General features: G+C 49.2%; 17 protein-coding genes. 7 read left to right on the forward strand and 10 right to left on the reverse strand.

What is annotated here, in order from left to right; genetic code table 11:
- Positions 1-132: 132 nt before the first annotated feature.
- A complete protein-coding gene (locus T488_RS18375) occupies positions 133-1719 on the reverse strand; it encodes a polysaccharide biosynthesis C-terminal domain-containing protein (protein WP_347496329.1) in 1587 nt (528 codons plus the stop codon).
- A gap of 519 nt (positions 1720-2238) precedes the next feature.
- Between T488_RS18375 and T488_RS0116080 the strand changes: the two genes are divergently transcribed.
- The 6 genes from T488_RS0116080 (at position 2239) to T488_RS0116105 (ending at position 6612) form a co-directional block, all read left to right on the forward strand.
- Complete coding sequence (locus tag T488_RS0116080; protein WP_028521694.1) at positions 2239-3432, forward strand: PLP-dependent aminotransferase family protein; 1194 nt, start codon at positions 2239-2241, stop codon at positions 3430-3432.
- A gap of 34 nt (positions 3433-3466) precedes the next feature.
- A complete protein-coding gene (locus T488_RS0116085) occupies positions 3467-3991 on the forward strand; it encodes a hypothetical protein (RefSeq protein WP_028521695.1) in 525 nt (174 codons plus the stop codon).
- A 12-nt stretch (positions 3992-4003) separates the two neighbouring features.
- A complete protein-coding gene (gene trpS, locus T488_RS0116090; protein WP_028521696.1) occupies positions 4004-4999 on the forward strand; it encodes a tryptophan--tRNA ligase in 996 nt (331 codons plus the stop codon).
- A gap of 188 nt (positions 5000-5187) precedes the next feature.
- Entirely contained in the window at positions 5188-6012 is an 825-nt protein-coding gene (mazG, locus tag T488_RS0116095) for a nucleoside triphosphate pyrophosphohydrolase (RefSeq protein ID WP_028521697.1), read from the forward strand.
- A complete protein-coding gene (locus tag T488_RS0116100) occupies positions 6005-6304 on the forward strand; it encodes an HU family DNA-binding protein (RefSeq protein WP_028521698.1) in 300 nt (99 codons plus the stop codon). Before mazG ends, T488_RS0116100 begins: the two co-directional genes overlap by 8 nt.
- Positions 6305-6369: 65 nt before the next feature.
- Complete coding sequence (locus tag T488_RS0116105; RefSeq protein ID WP_028521699.1) at positions 6370-6612, forward strand: RNA-binding S4 domain-containing protein; 243 nt, start codon at positions 6370-6372, stop codon at positions 6610-6612.
- Positions 6613-6816: 204 nt separating this feature from the next.
- On the opposite strand, the gene T488_RS0116110 is transcribed toward T488_RS0116105, so the two are convergent.
- From T488_RS0116110 to T488_RS0116135, 6 genes are all read right to left on the reverse strand, one after another.
- Positions 6817-7773 (reverse strand): NAD-dependent epimerase/dehydratase family protein, encoded by a 957-nt coding sequence (locus tag T488_RS0116110; protein ID WP_028521700.1) that lies wholly within the window; start codon positions 7771-7773, stop codon positions 6817-6819.
- Positions 7774-7912: 139 nt separating this feature from the next.
- Positions 7913-9316: an ABC transporter substrate-binding protein gene (locus T488_RS0116115; RefSeq protein WP_028521701.1), complete on the reverse strand. Its 1404-nt coding sequence runs from the start codon at positions 9314-9316 to the stop codon at positions 7913-7915.
- A 174-nt stretch (positions 9317-9490) separates the two neighbouring features.
- Positions 9491-10165 carry a vitamin B12 dependent-methionine synthase activation domain-containing protein gene (locus T488_RS0116120; RefSeq protein WP_028521702.1) on the reverse strand — a complete coding sequence of 225 codons (675 nt, stop codon included), beginning with the start codon at positions 10163-10165 and terminating at the stop codon, positions 9491-9493.
- Positions 10165-11025 (reverse strand): methylenetetrahydrofolate reductase [NAD(P)H], encoded by an 861-nt coding sequence (gene metF / locus T488_RS0116125; protein WP_028521703.1) that lies wholly within the window; start codon positions 11023-11025, stop codon positions 10165-10167. Before metF ends, T488_RS0116120 begins: the two co-directional genes overlap by 1 nt.
- Positions 11026-11038: 13 nt before the next feature.
- Positions 11039-11710, reverse strand: coding sequence for a uracil-DNA glycosylase (locus T488_RS0116130; protein ID WP_028521704.1), 672 nt, complete (start codon positions 11708-11710; stop codon positions 11039-11041).
- Between the two features lie 48 nt (positions 11711-11758).
- Positions 11759-12250, reverse strand: coding sequence for a DUF2500 family protein (locus T488_RS0116135; RefSeq protein WP_155267242.1), 492 nt, complete (start codon positions 12248-12250; stop codon positions 11759-11761).
- 199 nt (positions 12251-12449) lie between these two features.
- Between T488_RS0116135 and T488_RS18380 the strand changes: the two genes are divergently transcribed.
- Complete coding sequence (locus tag T488_RS18380; protein ID WP_037298682.1) at positions 12450-13196, forward strand: tRNA 2-thiocytidine biosynthesis TtcA family protein; 747 nt, start codon at positions 12450-12452, stop codon at positions 13194-13196.
- A gap of 61 nt (positions 13197-13257) precedes the next feature.
- On the opposite strand, the gene T488_RS19740 is transcribed toward T488_RS18380, so the two are convergent.
- The 3 genes from T488_RS19740 to T488_RS19950 all read right to left on the reverse strand — a co-directional run.
- Complete coding sequence (locus T488_RS19740; protein WP_028521706.1) at positions 13258-14142, reverse strand: NPXTG-anchored protein; 885 nt, start codon at positions 14140-14142, stop codon at positions 13258-13260.
- A gap of 117 nt (positions 14143-14259) precedes the next feature.
- Positions 14260-16359, reverse strand: a complete 2100-nt coding sequence (locus T488_RS0116150; RefSeq protein WP_028521707.1) for a cellulose-binding protein CttA-related protein — start codon at positions 16357-16359, stop codon at positions 14260-14262.
- A gap of 415 nt (positions 16360-16774) precedes the next feature.
- Positions 16775-17518, reverse strand: a 744-nt coding sequence (locus T488_RS19950) for a cellulose-binding protein CttA-related protein (protein ID WP_028521708.1), incomplete at its 5' end; no start/stop codon positions are given.

Genomic DNA, 17518 nt, shown 5'->3' on the forward strand with positions numbered 1-17518 from the left:
GGGGACGCCGCCCTCGGCGTCCCGTTGGGCGTGTAATATATCTCGCGGGACGCCGAGGGCGGCGTCCCCTACATTAGCTAACAGCTAAGGGCTAATGGCTTAAATCAAAATTTTGCTCCGCAAAATTTTGATTTATCTTAGGCGTCCTATAAGTCCGCGGATAAGAAATGTGTAGACTATCCCGCCTGCAAGCGCAGAGAATATGAGCGCTGTGAACGGTGACGCTCCTGCGCGGTATGCCGCAGACCTGACAAGGCAGGCTGCCCCTCCGCACATGGCTCCCGAATAGACTGCCTTCCCCAATGGTACAAAAGACAGGCGGAGCCCCGAGACTTTCAGATAAGTGCGCAGCGCCAGAAGCAGAATCCCTCCGTAACAGAGCGAGGTTGACAGCGCGGCTCCCGAAACTCCCATCAGCGGTATCAGCAGCAGATTGCCCAGCAGCTTCACCGCTGTGCCGAAAAGCATTATCTTCAGCGGCGCAGAAGCCTTCCCCACCGCCTGGAGCATACTGAACAGCGGATAGGACACGCACAGGCAGACCATTCCCGCCATGAGCCAACGCAGAGGCGCAGTGCAGACCGCTACCTCATCGGACTGGGCAGGATAGAGGATACCCAGCACCTCCGGCGCCATTACTCCCAGCCCCACGGCAGAGGGAATGGCTATCGCCGCCGATGTGAGCAGCGCCTGCATGGTCCCCCTCTCCATGGCGGAGCGGTCGCCGCTCTCACGGGCTGCCGTTATGCAGGTGAGAGCGCCCTTCCCCAGCATATTCGTCACCGAGGGCACAAGGTTGAACACCGTCAGTGCTATGCCTGCAAAGGAGCCGTAGATAAAGTTGGGAAGCTCCGTCGCGGACACTCCCGCGGGAGCCTTTCCAGGATAGCCGAAAACGGATATGCAGCCTATGACCGTCCACATATCTATGAGGGCGGTAAGATTGGTCACCACCGCTCCTGCTCCCACGGGCAGGGCTGTGGTGAGAAGCTCCTTTGCAATGGCACGGCGGCTCTGCATAAGGCTCTCGCCCCCTGTTGGAGCTCTGTCAAAGAGCCGCAGGACTGCAAAAAAAGCAGCCGCACCGACTGTGGAGAGGGTAACTCCCGCTATGCCTGCGGCTGCTGCGGCTCCGCGGACATCGGTCATGAACGGAAAAAGTCCCATGACTGTGTTGGGGTGGGCGGTGACATAGCCGCAGAGGAAAAGCCCTGCTGCTGCCTTCACCCCTCCCTCGGCAAGCTGCGAGACCGCCGTGGGATACATATTGCTCATGCCTTCGTAGTACCCCCGCTCCACCGCCGTGATACAGCCGAATACCACCGCAGGAGCTATCATCGCCACCGCTGCCGCCCCGTCCCTGCTGCCCACTGTGTAGACGCTGAAGGGCACCGCCAGCAGCAGTATCAGCAGGCTCCCTGCCAGTCCTGCTGCCGAAAACAGCAGCAGAGCCGTCCGCCTTATGCGCCGGGCGTTGGCGTACATTCCAAGAGCAGCGCTTCGGGCGGTCATTCTCGCCACGGCAGCACTGAGCCCCGTCACCGTCAGGGCGTACACGGGCATGAATATGCTGTACGCGCAGCTGAAATAGCTCATTCCCACACCGCCAAGCATATTGGTCAGGGGTATCTTGAACACTGCCCCCAGCACCTTCGCCGCCGCTGCCGACACCATGAGTATTATGGAGCCCTTTATGAAGTTCTGTTTTTTCAGCTCTATCCCCTCCGACTGTTCCTAAGAAACAACTTTTTCACCAAAATATATGCTGCGCTGCTGCTGATTATGTGCTGCGGACAAGGCGGAAGTGCCTGATTTTTAAAGTTGAAATTGTATTATTTGTATAGTTTTTCACCGTGACTGTTGCTATTTCAAGAATTATATGTTATAATATAATGTATCCTCAATAACCGCCGCCCGGCGGTTATTGCCCCGAACTTTGTTCGGGGAGCGCAAATTCTTTATAATTTTGAGAATTTGCGCGTCACATTTCTTTATGTCAAGCTCATTTTGCCCTAAAGGGTAAAACAAAGTGCAAGTAAAATTATCAATATCATTTTTTCTTGCACTTTGGCAACTAAAAATCAGCTTTAAAAAGCTATATAAAGCCGATTTTTAGTTGTTGAGCAGGCATTGATATAAGATAGACTGAATATATACTCTGCACTGTTCCGTGACCTGTCAGGACGGAACAAAACAAAGTACATTATTATCAAACAAACGAAAGGCTGGTTTTTTATCATGGATTATAAATTCTCAGATAAGGTAAGCAAGCTCCAGGCTTCTGCCATAAGAGAAATACTGAAATTCACTGCCGACCCCGAGGTCATCTCCTTCGCAGCAGGCAACCCTGCTCCCGAGGCTTTCCCCAAGGAGAGGATCGCCGAGATCTCCGCTGAGCTCCTCAGAGATGACCCTATCCTGGCTCTCCAGTACAGCGTTACCGAGGGTTATACTCCCCTCCGCGACCTGCTCAAGGACTGGATGACCGAAAAGGGCTGCTTCCACAAGGAGTTCGATGACCTTATCATCACCTCCGGCGGTCAGCAGGCTAACGAGCTTTCATGCAAGGTGCTCCTCAACGAGGGCGATACCCTTCTCTGTGAGTCACCCAGCTTCATCGGTTCTCTCAACGCCTTCCGCTCATACAATGTTCATCTTAAAGGCATCGAGATGGAAGAGGACGGCATCGACCTCACCAAGCTTGAGGACGCCCTCAGGACCGAGAAGAACGTTAAGCTCCTTTATGTTATCCCCAACTTCCAGAACCCCACAGGAAAGACCATGTCTCTTGCAAAGCGCAAGGCTGTTTACGAGCTTGCCTGCAAGTACGACTTCATCATACTTGAGGACGATCCCTACGGCGAGCTTCGCTTCGCAGGCGAGAACGTTCCCACTATCAAGAGCTTCGATACCGAGGGCAGAGTCATCTACTCAAGCACCTTCTCAAAGATAATCTCATCGGGCTTCAGAACAGGCTACTGCTCCGCTCCCGCTCCAATTATCCAGAAAATGGTTGTCTGCAAGCAGGTGTCAGACGTTCACTCGAATATGTGGGCTCAGGTAGTTTCCTACAGGTTCATGTCAACTGTTGACAGAGAGGCTCACTTCAAGAAGCTCCGCGCTATCTATAAGGAAAAGTGCGACCTCATGTGCGGCTATATCGACAACGAGTTCTCAAAGAAGATAAACTATACAAAGCCCCAGGGCGGTCTCTTCGTATGGTGCGATCTCCCCGAGAGCTGCGATATGAACGACTTCTGCCGCAAGGCTGTACAGCAGTATAAGATAGCGGTAGTTCCCGGCAACTCCTTCAGCATTGAGGAGGGCGAGGTAAGCCACTCATTCAGACTCAATTACTCTACACCTACAAACGAGCAGATAAAGAAGGGCATGGAGATCCTCGCCCGCATGACAAGAGAGATGCTCGATTGATAAAAGAAAAATTACTTTGAAAGGATAATCAATTATGCCAAACAAAATGACCGACAGATTCAATGTCACACAGAAATACCTCATGACAAGAGGACAGGCTATAGGCTTCCCCTATCAGCCCTTCACACAGTTCATCAAGGGAAAGAACGACGTTTACGGCGTTGTTATCGACATCCCTATGTCCGCTGACGTTCTTACAACTCTCGTATGCTTCATCAACGGCGCTGCAAACATCTACTTCAACAACGGCGGCGAGTACACAGGCGCTGCTCAGAAGTACAGAAACCTGGTACAGGCTACTCATACTCTCGTTGCAAACGCAGGTCAGCTCCTTCCCAAATGTAAGAAGACCAAGCAGTATGACCTCCCCAAGGGCAGGACTAACAATATCTTCCTCCTGACAAAGGGCGGCGTTTACGAGGCACAGATCCAGGCAGGAATCATTCCCGAGGAGGAGCAGGAGCTCAGAAATATCTATGTTCTCTATCAGCGCGTTCTCAACGAGATCAGGACCTGCCAGCTCAAGGACGAGGCTGACAGAAGAAACGCTGCCAAGTAAGGAGTTCCCGCAATGGACGATAAAAAGCTTATTTTCAGCGCTATCCAGCCCACAGGCACTTTTACTCTCGGCAATTATATAGGCGCTGTCCGCAACTGGGCTCCATTACAGGATGAGTATAACTGCATCTACTGTGTTGCCGATATGCACGCTATAACCGTTAAGCAGGAGCCTGCAAAGCTCAGACAGAATACTCTCAATTCATACGCCCTGCTTATGGCTTGCGGAATTGATCCCCAGAAATCTATACTCTTTATCCAGAGCCACGCGCCTACACACGCAGAGCTCAACTGGATACTCTGCTGCAATACACAGTTCGGCGAGCTCTCACGTATGACTCAGTTCAAGGACAAGAGCCAGAAGCATCCCGACGATGTCAATGCAGGTCTGTTTACATATCCGTCACTTATGGCTGCGGATATTCTGGCTTATAACGCTGATCTGGTGCCCGTAGGTGTTGACCAGAAGCAGCACCTGGAGCTGGCAAGAAATATCGCTCAGCGCTTCAATCAGCGCTACGGCGACTTCTTTACTCAGCCCGAGCCCTACATCATTGATGTGGGCGCTAAGGTAATGTCACTTCAGGATCCTACAAAGAAGATGTCAAAGTCCGACGAAAACCCCAACGCCTGCATACTCATTCTGGACGACAAGGATACCATTATCCGTAAGTTCAAGAGAGCTGTCACAGACAGCGAGGCTGAGGTATGCTACCGCGAGGGCAAGGACGGCATCAATAACCTCATGACCATTTATTCCTGCGTCACAGGCAAGGACTTCAAGGCTATCGAGTCTGAGTTCGCAGGCAAGGGCTACGGCGACTTCAAGATCGCTGTGGGAGAGGCTGTTGCCGATCACCTTGAGCCCGTCCGCACAGAGTTCGCAAGACTCAGCGCCGACAAGGCTTACCTCAAGCAGTGCTATACAGAGGGCGCTCAGAAGGCTCTCAGGTACTCGGGCAGGATCGTTTCAAAAGCTTTTCATAAGGTCGGTTTCGTCGATAGGTAGTACCAATAGACGGCTAAAAACCGTTTGCCAGGTATAACGGATAGTAATTATATGGCAAAAATATACAAACCGTGAGTTTTACAAACTTAATATTCTACGATATTAACAAACTTGTCAAAAAACAGTTGCAATTTCTCGAAAATTAGGGTATTATATAACATAGCCCGTCTTTAAGGGAGTGTTTTCCAATGGTTGAATATCAGCAGAAGGAGTTCTATCGTATCGGCGACCTCGTCGATATTGTAAGACTTCTCAGAGGCGAGGGCGGCTGCCCGTGGGACAGAGAACAGACCCATAAGTCCATTAAAAGCGATCTCATTGAGGAGACCTGCGAAGTCATCGAGGCTATTGATCTCGAGGACAAAGATCTGCTCCGTGAGGAGCTGGGCGATGTTCTTCTACAGGTGGTTTTCCATTGCAGGATCGAGGAGGAAACAGAGTCGTTCAATTTCGACGACGTCTGCGATGAGATCTGCAAGAAGCTTATTATACGCCACCCTCACGTTTTCGGCGACGTCACAGCCAATACCACCGACCAGGTGCTGAAAAACTGGGACGCCATAAAGATGGAGACCAAGGGTCAGGAAACATATACAGACACCCTGACCAGCGTTGCAAAGTCCCTTCCCGCTCTTATGAGGGCGCAGAAGGTCGGCAAAAGAGCTATGCGTGCAGGTATGGATTTCCGCTGTGCCGAGGACGCTGTGGCTTGTATCTCTAATGAGAAAGCCGAGCTTGACGCTGCTATCGCAAACGGAGACAAGGCTAATATCGAGGAGGAGATCGGTGATCTTCTGTTTTCCTGCGTCAATGCTGCTCGTCATTTAGGCGTGGACGCTGAGCAGGCTCTCAAGGACGCTACGGAAAAGTTTATCAAGCGCTTTTCTGTTACTGAGGAGCTTGTGTCCGCAGAAAATATCGATATGAAGGAGCTCCCTATCGAAGAGCTTGACACATATTGGGACAAGGCAAAATCAATTATTTGTAAAACGGAGGAACGTAAAAATGACTAAGACCGAACTTATCAATTCTATTGCTGAAAAGGCTAATTGCACTAAGAAGGACGCTGCTGCTGCACTGGAGGCTACTCTCTCATCTATCCAGGAGACTCTTGAGGGCGGCGAGAAGGTTTCTATCACAGGCTTCGGTACATTCGAGGTTCGTGAGAGAGGCGAAAAGACCTGCATCAACCCCAAGACAAAGGCTAAGATGGTATGCCCTCCCTGCAAGGCTCCCGCTTTCAAGGCTGGCAGAGGTCTGAAGGAAGCTGTTAATGCTCCCAAGAAGAAGAGCAAGAAGAAGTAATTGATCAAGGGGGACAGGCAACTGTCCCCCGTTTTGTTACGAAAAGGACAATGAAAGGAGATAATATGAGACTGGATAAATACCTGAAGGTAACAAGGCTCATCAAGCGCCGCACTGTGGCTAACGAAGCCTGCGACGCGGAGAAGATAGTCGTCAACGGAAAGACTCAGAGAGCCTCCTACGACGTCAAGGTGGGCGATATAATCGAGATAAATATGGGTACACGCCCCCTGAAGGTAAAGGTCCTCAGCGTGACGGAGCACGCCACAAAGGAAAATGCTGCGGACAATTATACTGTTATAAGCTGAAAAACGCCGAAGTGGTCAATTCTCACTTCGGCGTTATTGTTTGCTGATACCATGTATGGGATTCCAAAGGGACGGTGTTCCTTTGGTCGGAGCCACGAGGCAGACAGCCTCGTGCAGGGTCCAAGGGGCAGCGCCCCTTGATTACGTCAGACGCACCCCATGCCCACGAAAAAAGCGCCATAGCAGCTGCTATGGCGCCTGTCTTTACTTGGTGTTGTGAATGTCCCAGCGGAAGTTTACAAACTTTGCAGCCTTGGTGTTGTCCAGCATATTGTTGTTCTCCACCTTGCTCATGTCGAGATAACGGTAGTTGGTCTTCTCGTCCTTGCTGCCGCCGCCGAAAAGTCCCTTCAGCTTGGAGATCGCTCCGCCCGAGGACTTCTGCATTACTGCGCCCAGACGGTGCTTCTCACGCATGAATGAGATTATATCCGCTGCTGTGGTCAGCAACTTGTCGCTTACATTGTATACGCCCGAATTTGCAGGGCTCTCTGCTATCTTGAGGAAGCAGAGTATGAAGTCAACAAGGTTATGAACGCAGCACATCTGGAAGCCGTACTGTCCCTGTCCGAAAACAAACAGCGAACCGTCCTTGGGATCGGTGATCTTAGCTACCAGGTTATCTGTGAAGTTCAGTGTATATACCGGTGAAAAACGAGCGATGCAGGCGATTATCTCCTTGTGGTGCTGCATCTCGCTTACCATAGCCTTCTCCGACTTGTACTTCATGACAGCGTAATTGCTTATGGGCTTAAGGTCGCTGTCCTCACGAATGGGTTCACGGGTCTTGGGAAACTGATATACCTGATCCGTGCTGAGCATGACGAACTTCTTTATGTTCTCAGTCATGGCATATCTGTATATGAACTTATCCACCGCTTCGCAGTCACTCATCTGCTTCTCGGTGACGATAGGTCCCATGTCGTTGTCAACGGTGCAGGCTGCATGAACGACTATGTCAAATTTATTTTTCTCAAACAGCTCTGCGATAGTGTTTTTATCTGTAGGTGAACATTCAACAGATGAGTAATGAAGCTTTCCCACGTTGTATCCTGATTCTTCTCTGTCGACAGCTATGACCTCATAGCCTTTTTTCAGGAGTCCGGAGCAGATGTGTCGGCCTATAAGACCGCAGCCGCCTGTTACAAGAACCTTCTCCACGATCATAGCCTCCTTTCTAAAGCTTAAATAATATCAATATTATATCCTCTGATTTTTTTATTATAACATATGTTTTTTTGTTTTGCAACAGCTTTTCAACCTGTAAGCGTGATGCAACATTTATTTATATATGGTAATTTTATTCAATGTCCGCTGATTTTGGGTCTGAATTTATCTTGTCAAGATATTTATCTACAACAGGACTCATAGCATCGTAGGTCTCGTTCCACGGAACTCCTCTTGCTGTGAGTCGCAGGTCGTCATTGATGAGGTCGCCGCAGTCCTTGGATACACCTCTTGAGATGTCGATGACGGGATTAGCCTCAGCAAGCTCCTGCATACTGTCCTTCATGTCTATCATTTCCTGAGTCCAGCCGTAGTCCGCCATGAACTGCTCATCAGCCATAGCCTTGGTATTCTCGTCCAGACGGGCAAAGCGCTTGCAGTCAAGGTACTTTGCCACGCCCTCGGGGTTGGAGCCGCCGCTGACGAACATATATGACTCAAAGCCTGTAGGAATGTAGTACTCGTCTGCCTCGGGGTCTCTGGGCATGGGGACGAAGAATGCGTCCTCGCCGTATTTTGCCTGCCACTGAGACTTCTCGGTATAGAAGTCGTAAAGTCCGATGGGATAGAACAGGGTCTTGCCCTCACCCACATAAGCAGGCTTGGTCTCCCAGCCGAAATCGCCTACGCCGATGGCTATACAGCCCTTCTGATAGAGGTCGTAGATCCAGTTCTGTACTCTCTCCATTGAGGGGTCAGACAGATTGCTTACCAGCTTGCCGTTCTCAAGGCTTATGGGAGGCACACCTATGGTGTTCATAAGTCCGAACTCGAACCACCAGCCGTCAATGCCGTACTTCTGGTTATCGGCGTCAACATAGCTCTCCAGCATTTCCTGGAAGGTATCCCAGGTCCACTCGCCGTTCTCATAGAGCACAGCGGGGTCATCGAGACCTGCCTCGGCTACGGTCTTTCTGTTGTAGACCACAGCTACTGCGTCGCCTGTTGCCTGAACTCCTGCCATATAGTGCTTGCCGTTCCAGATGAACTGGTCGTTGAGGTCCTTTACGTCCTCCCACAGGGGAGAATCGAAGTCGATATAGTCATCTACGGGCACGAACATCTCCTTGATAGCGCCTCTCGGGAAGGCGTCAAGGTTGCCCCCGTAGAAAAAGTCTATGCCCTCATCCGAGCTGATATACTCGGTGAGCTTGTCATAGCGCTCATTATATGTGCACTGGTAATACTTTACCGAACCGCCGTAGCGCTCCTGAAAGACCGCCAGGTCGGTAGGGACGTTCTTGCCCGTGCCGTCGGGATTGATGTCCCAGTCAGAGAGCCACTTTATCTCGCCGTTTTCCAGCTTATCCCCCGTAAGGAGGTCAGACTCGGCAGCATTCTGGTGTATTTCCTCTCTTACAGCGGAATCCAGCTCCTTGCTGAACACTGAGCTCTTGTCCTTGCTGCTGCATGAAAGAAGTGACATTGACATTGCTGTAAGGAGCAATGCTGAAATAAAAGTTCTTGCTTTTTTCATCCTAAAACTCCTTTAATATCGCCCTATTGTCCGTATTTCGTTTATCTGCGCTTTTCTTAATTATATCATGTGAGCGCGGTTTATGTCAATATAAATATTACATAGATTTTGAAAGTGATTATAGTTAGTTTATTACATATAATGTGTTAATACTGTGATATAATTCGGACAAATTCACATATTTTTGCCGCATTTTGTGCCTGCTGCCCTGTATGCACAGCTGTCCTTCATGGTACAGACAGCACAGCCGCGCGGACCTTTCTCCACAGGAGTGTCAGAAACGCCTATGACCGCCGTCACTGACTTTGACGGTATAAGGAGACAGCTGTCCGTTACCGTGAGCCCTATGCGTCTCTGGGCGTTTAAAGCGAGGAGGAAGCTGCGCTGTAAAGTTATAGGCAGGTCTCCGTAGCCGGGGCTGAAACGCCATGTCCTGTACCGGCAGGGGTAGGCGGCAAATATCTCCTTTTCCACACGGTCACAGACCTGTTCCACAGCAGCACTGCATAGGCAGTCAAGGGCGAGTGACTGCGCCATATCTGTTACAGCTGCCTGGCGTATGAGCTTATCCGCCTCCTGGGAAAGTGTGGCGGCAAGGAGCACTGCCCGATTGCAGCCCTTCAGGTGGCGTTTTATGTCCTTCCCTGTCATGGGCTCTGCCATAGCGTCGAGAAGAACTCCATCATCCGTAAAGGTGACATCGGTCTCAAGATAGACGTACTTCGGGCGGACTCTCTCCCTGACAAGGCTCTCGGCTTTGTCAAGGAGCTCCGCTACGGCAGGGTCGGGAGTGCCCTTCACTCCCATGTACCGCGCAGCCTCCGCCTTGGATATGGGAAGCAGCTCCATCACGCACCTATTATGCCGGAAACGGCTTCGCTTATCTTCCTTGCGACATAGGGGTTATTCATGGTGTAGAGGTGTATCCCGTCAACTCCGCTGGCTACAAGGTCCACTATCTGGTTCACGGCGTAGGCTATGCCTGCGTCGCGGAGAGCCTCGGGATTGTGCTCATATTTTGTCATGATACGGACGAACTTGCTTGGCAGGCTGGCTCCGCAGGTGGTGACCATGCGCTCTATCTGGTTCTTGTTTACCACGGGCATGATACCTGCCTCGATAGGCACGTTTATGCCTGCTATGGCTGCCTTTTCGCGGAATTCGTAGAAGTGGTCGTTGTCAAAGAAAAGCTGGGTGATAAGGTGGTCCGCACCTGCCTCGACCTTTTTGCGGAGGTTGATTATGTCCTCCACCAGATTTTCGGCGTCGGGGTGGCACTCTGGATAGCAGGCGCCTGCTATGTCGAAGCTGCCCTTTGACTTTATGTAGGTAATGAGGTCGCTGGCGTGGCGGAAGTCCTCAACAGGCTCTATATCGGGATTTATATCGCCCCTGAGAGCCAGTATGTTTTCGATGCCGCGCTGCTGAGCCTCGTTAAGTGCTGCGTCTATCTCTGCCTTTGTGAAGTTGATACAGGGCAGGTGGAGCATGGGAATTATGCTGCTGTCCTTTATCCTCGAAGCGATGTCCAGCGCATAGCGGCTGTTACCGCTGCCGCCTGCACCGAAGGTAACGCTTATAAAGTCGGGGTGAAGTCCCTGGAGCTCGTCAAGTGTACTGTATATTACCTCGATGGGACTGGTCTTCTTTGGTGGGAAGACCTCAAATGAAAACACTGTCTTTTTTTCAAATATATCCTTTATACGCATAGCTGCCTCCGTTTCAGTCTATTGACCAGTCTATTTCTTCCATGCCGTTGGCACGGAGAAAGGCATTCGCCTTTGAGAAGTGTCTGCACCCGAAAAAGCCGTTGTACGCCGACAGCGGACTGGGATGTGCAGCCTTCAGTATCAGGTGACGCGGGTTTGTGATGAACTGCTGCTTTGCCTTTGCGTCGCCTCCCCACAGCATGAATACCATGGGCTTTTCTCTTTCGTTGAGCAGCTTTATTACGTCGGTGGTGAAGTTCTCCCAGCCCAGACCGCGATGGCTCCTCGCCTGATCTGCGCGGACTGTCAGAACGGAATTCAGCAGGAGCACGCCCTCCTGCGCCCACTTGGTAAGCTCACCATGCTTGCCGAGATTGTCTATGCCAACGTCGTCCCTTATCTCCTTGAATATGTTCACCAGAGAGGGCGGCGGTGCAATGCCCTTGCGGACAGAGAAGCTCAGACCGTGAGCCTGTCCCTCGCCGTGGTAGGGGTCCTGTCCGATGATAACGCACTTCACAGCGTCATAGGAAGTATACTTCATGGCGTTGTAAATGTCATACATATTGGGGTAGATACGCTGTGTTCTGTACTCGTTTATGAGCTTCTGTCTCAGCTGAAGATAGTAGTCCTTTTCAAACTCGCCCTTCAGCAGCTGGTCCCAGTCGTTATTGAAGTTTACCATAATTCCTCCCGTATAGAAAACAGGGACGACATTTGCCGTCCCCCTCTTTTAATTGAAAACCGTATCCTCGTAGTACTTGAACTTCACAAGGGTATTTCGTCTGTATGTAAGCGAGCCCTGCTGATTGAAGGGCACCTTTTCGTATGCCTCCGCAGAGCATTCTATCTTCAGCTTCTGTCCCTTTCTGGTAACAAATACAAGCTCATAGTACTCGTCCACAAGCTTGACCTGACCTGTACTCTCTATAACTCTCAGGCGGTCATCGCTCTTTCTGATAAGCGTTGCCATCTCAACGATGGGCTCGGAAGTACGCTTCTGAACAGGCTCATCTGGAGCGCTTCCGCTTCTTCGGTCCGCAAGGGATTTTTTTACAGGTGCTCCCCTGTCGGGCATATCTCCTTCGTCGTCGCTTCTCTCCTCAAGAAATACCGAAAGCAGTCTTCTGAAGGAGCTTTTTCCGCTGAAAAGCAGCATCACAAGAATAAGTATTACTACGATAGCTCCAAGGAGAATGAGCAAATTTCTTAATTGTTCTGTCATCGTATCTCAGGCGCTTTGCGCCGCTCCTTTCTGTATATATATTTCGCAGCAGCGAAAAGATTCACTCTTATATTATAATATATTTTTCCATACATTTCAAGTTATATTTGCAAATTTTTTTAAAATATTGACCAGTCTTTATCTTGCATTTTTCCCCTTTTCATGTTATAATCATGAAAAAAGTCATTGGGAGGATCATATGCAGAAGGTTCTTGGATATATGCGAAAAGCCGTACAGCAGTACGGGCTCATACAGGACGGTGACCGTATCATGGTGGGAGTTTCGGGAGGCAAGGACAGCCTTGTGCTGCTCTATGGGCTCACCCTGCTGAGAAGATTTATCGGTATCGAATACGAGGTTGTGGGAGTTACCCTTGATATGGGCTTCACAGGCGAAAAGATGGACTTTTCTCCCGTTGAAGAGTTTTGCTCCGCTCACGGTATCGAGTACCGCATTATAAAGACGCAGATCGCCGAGATAGTTTTCGACGTCAGGAAGGAGCCTAACCCTTGCAGTCTCTGTGCGCGTATGCGCCGCGGTGCTCTCCACGATGCCGCCAATGAGCTTGGCTGCAATAAGGTAGCTCTCGGTCACAACTACGATGACGCGGTGGAGACCTTTATCATGAACCTGTTCACCGAGGGGCGAATCGGCTGCTTTGCGCCAAGCACCTATCTTACGCATAAAAAAGTAACGGTGATACGTCCCCTGGTGCTTGCTCCCGAGAAGGAGGTACGCAGAGCTGCACGGAAGAACGAGCTTCCCGTTGTAACATCGTTCTGTCCTGCGGACGGTCACACAAACCGCCAGAAAACCAAAGATTTCCTTGCGGATATGGAGCGGAAGGATCACGGCTTCAAGGACAGGATATTCGGAGCTATGAAACGCGCCAATGTTGACGGCTGGGGCGGTGTGGACTGGGCTCCGCCGAAAAGTAAAGACTAAAATAAAAAGGCTCTCCTTTCGGAGAGCCTTGATTATTCACTTAGAAAAGTGTCAGACTAAATTAGTCTTCCTTCTTTCTGAGAGCGAATGCTGTAGCTACTGCTACTGCAAGACCTGCAACTGCAACGCCTGCGCCAGCAACACCAGTCTTAGGTGAATCACCCTTCTTAGTTGTTGTTGTGGGCTTCTTAGTTGTCTTAGCGCCTGTTGTAGGAGCCTTAGTTGTAGTTGTTGTTGAGCCAGCAGCACCTGTGCCGGATGTTGTTGTAGTAGTTGTAGTTGTTGTTGTAGTTGTAGTTGTTGTAGTAGTTGTAGTTGTTGTTGTAGTAGTTGTTGTTGTAGTTGTTGTTACAGGATCCTCGATTGCGATGAAACCGTTATCGATACCAGCAGCGAAAGCATAAGCCTCCATCATGAGGTCGTTAGACATATTTGTGAACTGGTCGCCCTCTCTGTAGTAGATAGAGATGGGGAACTTGTCGCCAGCCTTAACGTCAGCGGGAAGCTCAAGGTCGAATGACCAGAGATCATCATCGATACCAACGTTAGCATCAGCCATTGTTGTGAGGAAGATAGCGTGTGTACCATCTGTTACAGACTTATCGCCGTTGAACTGGGGCTGAAGACGTGTAGCAACCTGGTTGTACTTGTTGAGCTTGAGCTTGAGTCTCTCGTCGTACTCAATGTGGATACCAGTAGGAGCGTACTTATTGTTTGCACCTGAAACGCTGAGTTTTACTGTACGTACAGGATGAGCCTTAGCTTCTTCAAGAGAGATTGTCTCCTCACTGATTGTGAGGACAGGCTTAACTTCACTTGAGTTATAGTCCTTATCAGTTGTATAACCCTTTGCAGCTTCTGCAAATGCGGTCATGCCTGTAGCTGAAAGAGCTAAAGCAGAAACAGCGATTGCAGAAAGAGCACTCTTCATCATGTTCTTCTTCATTGTTATTATTTCCTTTCAGATTATTTATATATGTTATTATCCGTCGCATAACGGCGGTTAACATCTTGGTTTAGGGCAGCTGCCATCAGGTCAGACAGCAGCTGTCCGTGATTGATCTTACTTAAGAACCTCTGCCCAGAGTTCCTTATCAGTCTTGCCGTCGTTATCGCTTGTCTGTCTCAGAGCGTAGAATGCAAGGATATTGGAAGCGTCTGTAGCATTGATAGTTCTGTTAACCTTCTTGGTGTATCTTGTTTCCTGATTTGTAGTAAATACATCAGTCAGGAATGCTGCGAACTCATCGTATACTGACTCAGGTCCGTCTACCAGGTCGCTCTCAGAGAGCTGTACAGCCTTGTCCTTGTTACCTGTCTGAACTAAAGCATAGTAACGAAGTGTCTGTGAAGCATCAACTGCGTCAACCTTGCTGTCAAGGTTTGTATCGCCCTTAACGCCGATGTAAACTGTAGCTGTTAACTCATTGCCTTCCTTATCAGCGATCTTCTCACCGTTGATGAGAACGGGGATCTCATACTTGAAGTTCTTGTTGTCCTTCTTGTATGTGTTGGAAGGTGTAGCGTCGCCGAAGCTTACGCTGCTGTCAGCAAGGATTGAAACTTCCTCGAGACCCTTTTCTGTAGTAGAAACATCGCCCTTTGTTGTTGTCTTGTCGTAGAATGTGTGGAGCTTGATGTTTGAAACCTGTGACTTATCGAATGAATCCTCGATGCTGAGGTAGAATGCGGGATCAATATCGCACTCAACGTACTTGCTTACGATAGATGTAACAACTGTCTCAGTTGTTGTTGTAGTTGTTGTTACGTCGGGAGCTGTAGTAGTTGTTGTGTTGCCGTTGTCTGTGGTAGTTGTTGTTGTCTCACCGTCGTCTGTAGTTGTTGTTGTATCGATAGGCTGAGTTGTAGTAGTTGTTGTATCGATAGGAGCTGTAGTTGTTGTGTTTGTTGTTGTCTCAGTTACGAGAACTCTCTTGATCTGAACGTCAACAGAACCTGTATCAACTGTCTTAGCACCGCTGTAATCAACAGTAGCTGTGATCTCCTTGTAAGAATCTGTTACTGTGAAGCCCTTAGAGCCGTCAGCATAGTAAGCGATAACAGCGTCCTTCTCAGCGTCTGCGAACTTGCCTGTGCCTGTTGCAACACCGCTTGCAAGTGAAGCTGTGATGTCTGTGATGCTGTCAGCGAAAGCGCCCAGCTGAGCAGCTGTGATAGCGATCTCACCGTTGGGAGCAGCAATGTTCATTGCCTGATCGTAAGCCTTAGCTACGATAGCCTCAGCAGCGATGTCTGTAGCTGTAGCGGGGATTGTCTTCTTGAAGCCCTTGTCTGCGAGAGCCTTGTTTGCGTCAGCAATGATAGCTGCAACGTTTGCATACTCGCCTGACTTTGAAGCGTCGTTAAGAGCCCAGTCGATCTTCTCAGAAGCCTTGTCGAGCTTGTCTGTGAGCTTCTTGATCTCTGCCTCATAGTCTGCAATAGCAGCGTCTACCTTATCAGCAGCAACGTTTGCCTTGATAGACTCTTCAGCAACCTTCTGGATCTCGCCAATCTTTGTCTTAGCCCACTCAGGGAGCTGAGCAATGCCGTAAGAACCGTCAGCAGTCTTGAACTCGAAGCTTACGGGTACCTTAGTGCCCTTGCCGAGCTCAGAAGCCTTGATAGTAATAGTTACATCGCCTGAACAGTCAACTGACTCAAATGTTGTCTTGTGGATGATGTCGGGAGCGCCGTACTTCTTACCAACCTTATCAAGAGCCTCACCGGGAGTGAACTTGTAGGCATTGTACTGCTTAGGTGATGAAACCTTGCCCTCGATGACAATGTCATTAGAGCCTGTGATCTTGTATGTAACACCATTGGGAATGATGTACTTTGTGAGGATAACCTGTGCAGCCTCACCGAAATCGCCGGCATTCTTTACAATATCATCAACATAGGGTGTGATGTCTAATGTGCCTTCCCTGTTCTCGATAGCATTAAGGCTGTTTGTAACAGTCTGATTCCACTTTGAAACTGTCTCTTCAACAGGTATATAAAGAAGGTTCTCAAGAGTAAGAGCTTCTTCTCCTGCCTGTACGTTTGCAGTTGCCTTGATGGTGTCTGTTGATACAGCGTTTGCATAAGTGAGACACTGTGTGAGAGCGAGCGGAACAGCTGCTGCTGCGGCAATAGCTCTCTTGAATAATGAATTCTTCATTGTCCTATACCTCTCTAACATGTTTATTCCCCTTCAGCAAAGAAGCGATCATTTTGTGCAAGCCGCCCTCTGCATTAGGCTTCATTTCGGGGGTATGTATCTGCGTCAGAATACACTTCACCCAGAAATTCATAACTACATTTTATCACACAAACGTCAATAAGTCAAGCAGAAGCGTGTATTTTTTTCAAAAATTATTGACGATTAATCATATTCTTTTTTGTGCTTATTTCACAATATGAATATATATTAAAAGTAATATTTTCCTGCAAATGAACATTCTGTATTATTTAGCTGTTCTACGCGGTTTCATACGCCTCTGACACTGCCATTATAACACCCGATTCTGTATGTGTCAAGTAGTAAATATATGCAAAAAAAGCAGGTCTTTCGACCTGCTTTTTTATTAGCTTGATCAGCCTCCAAATCTTGCATCACCTAAAACAGAGTTCCAGATGTCGCTGTTTGAAAGTGCGTCATTATCGCTTGACTGTCTCTTTGCATAGTATGCAAGGATGTTAGAAGCGTCAGATGCATTGAGGCTTCTCTCAGTCTTTCTCTTCTTCCAGTTATCTGCGCTCCACTCGTTCTCGTTTACGTCGCCGAGGAATGCAGCAAGCTGGTCGAGCTCATCGATAGGTGAGCTTACCTGGAGACCTGTATCTGTGGTCTGGAGCTTTACTGTATCGCCTGTGTTGCCGTTAGTCTGAACAGAAGCGTAGTAGGAAAGAACTGCTGATGCGTCAGATGCATCAACTGTGTTGTTAAGTGTAGCATCACCCTTAACGCCGATGTAAGCTGTTACAGTCAGAGCCTTGCCGCTCTTGTCTGTCAGAGCCATTGAACCGTAGTATACAGGGATGTCATACTTAAAGTCAGTTATAGTTGTCTGACCCTTGATGTGAGTGCGTCCGTTGTATGCACCCTCAGGAGTAAGGCCGTTAAAGTTGATCTGAGACATATCAATGTCTGTTCTCTCCTTCTCTGTTCCGTCCTCGAATACATCAACGATCTTCAGAGTCTTAACCTGATCCTTATTGAATCCGCCGGGCTGTCCGTTTGCACGAACACCATCATCGTGGCTGAAGTAGTAACCTACCTGAGTCTCGAGTACAGCGTAAGAGCTCTTATAACCGGGTTCTGTTGTTGTGGTTGTTGT

The organism is Ruminococcus flavefaciens ND2009 (genome assembly GCF_000621785.1).
Classification (GTDB): Bacteria; Bacillota; Clostridia; order Oscillospirales; family Ruminococcaceae; genus Ruminococcus; species Ruminococcus flavefaciens_C.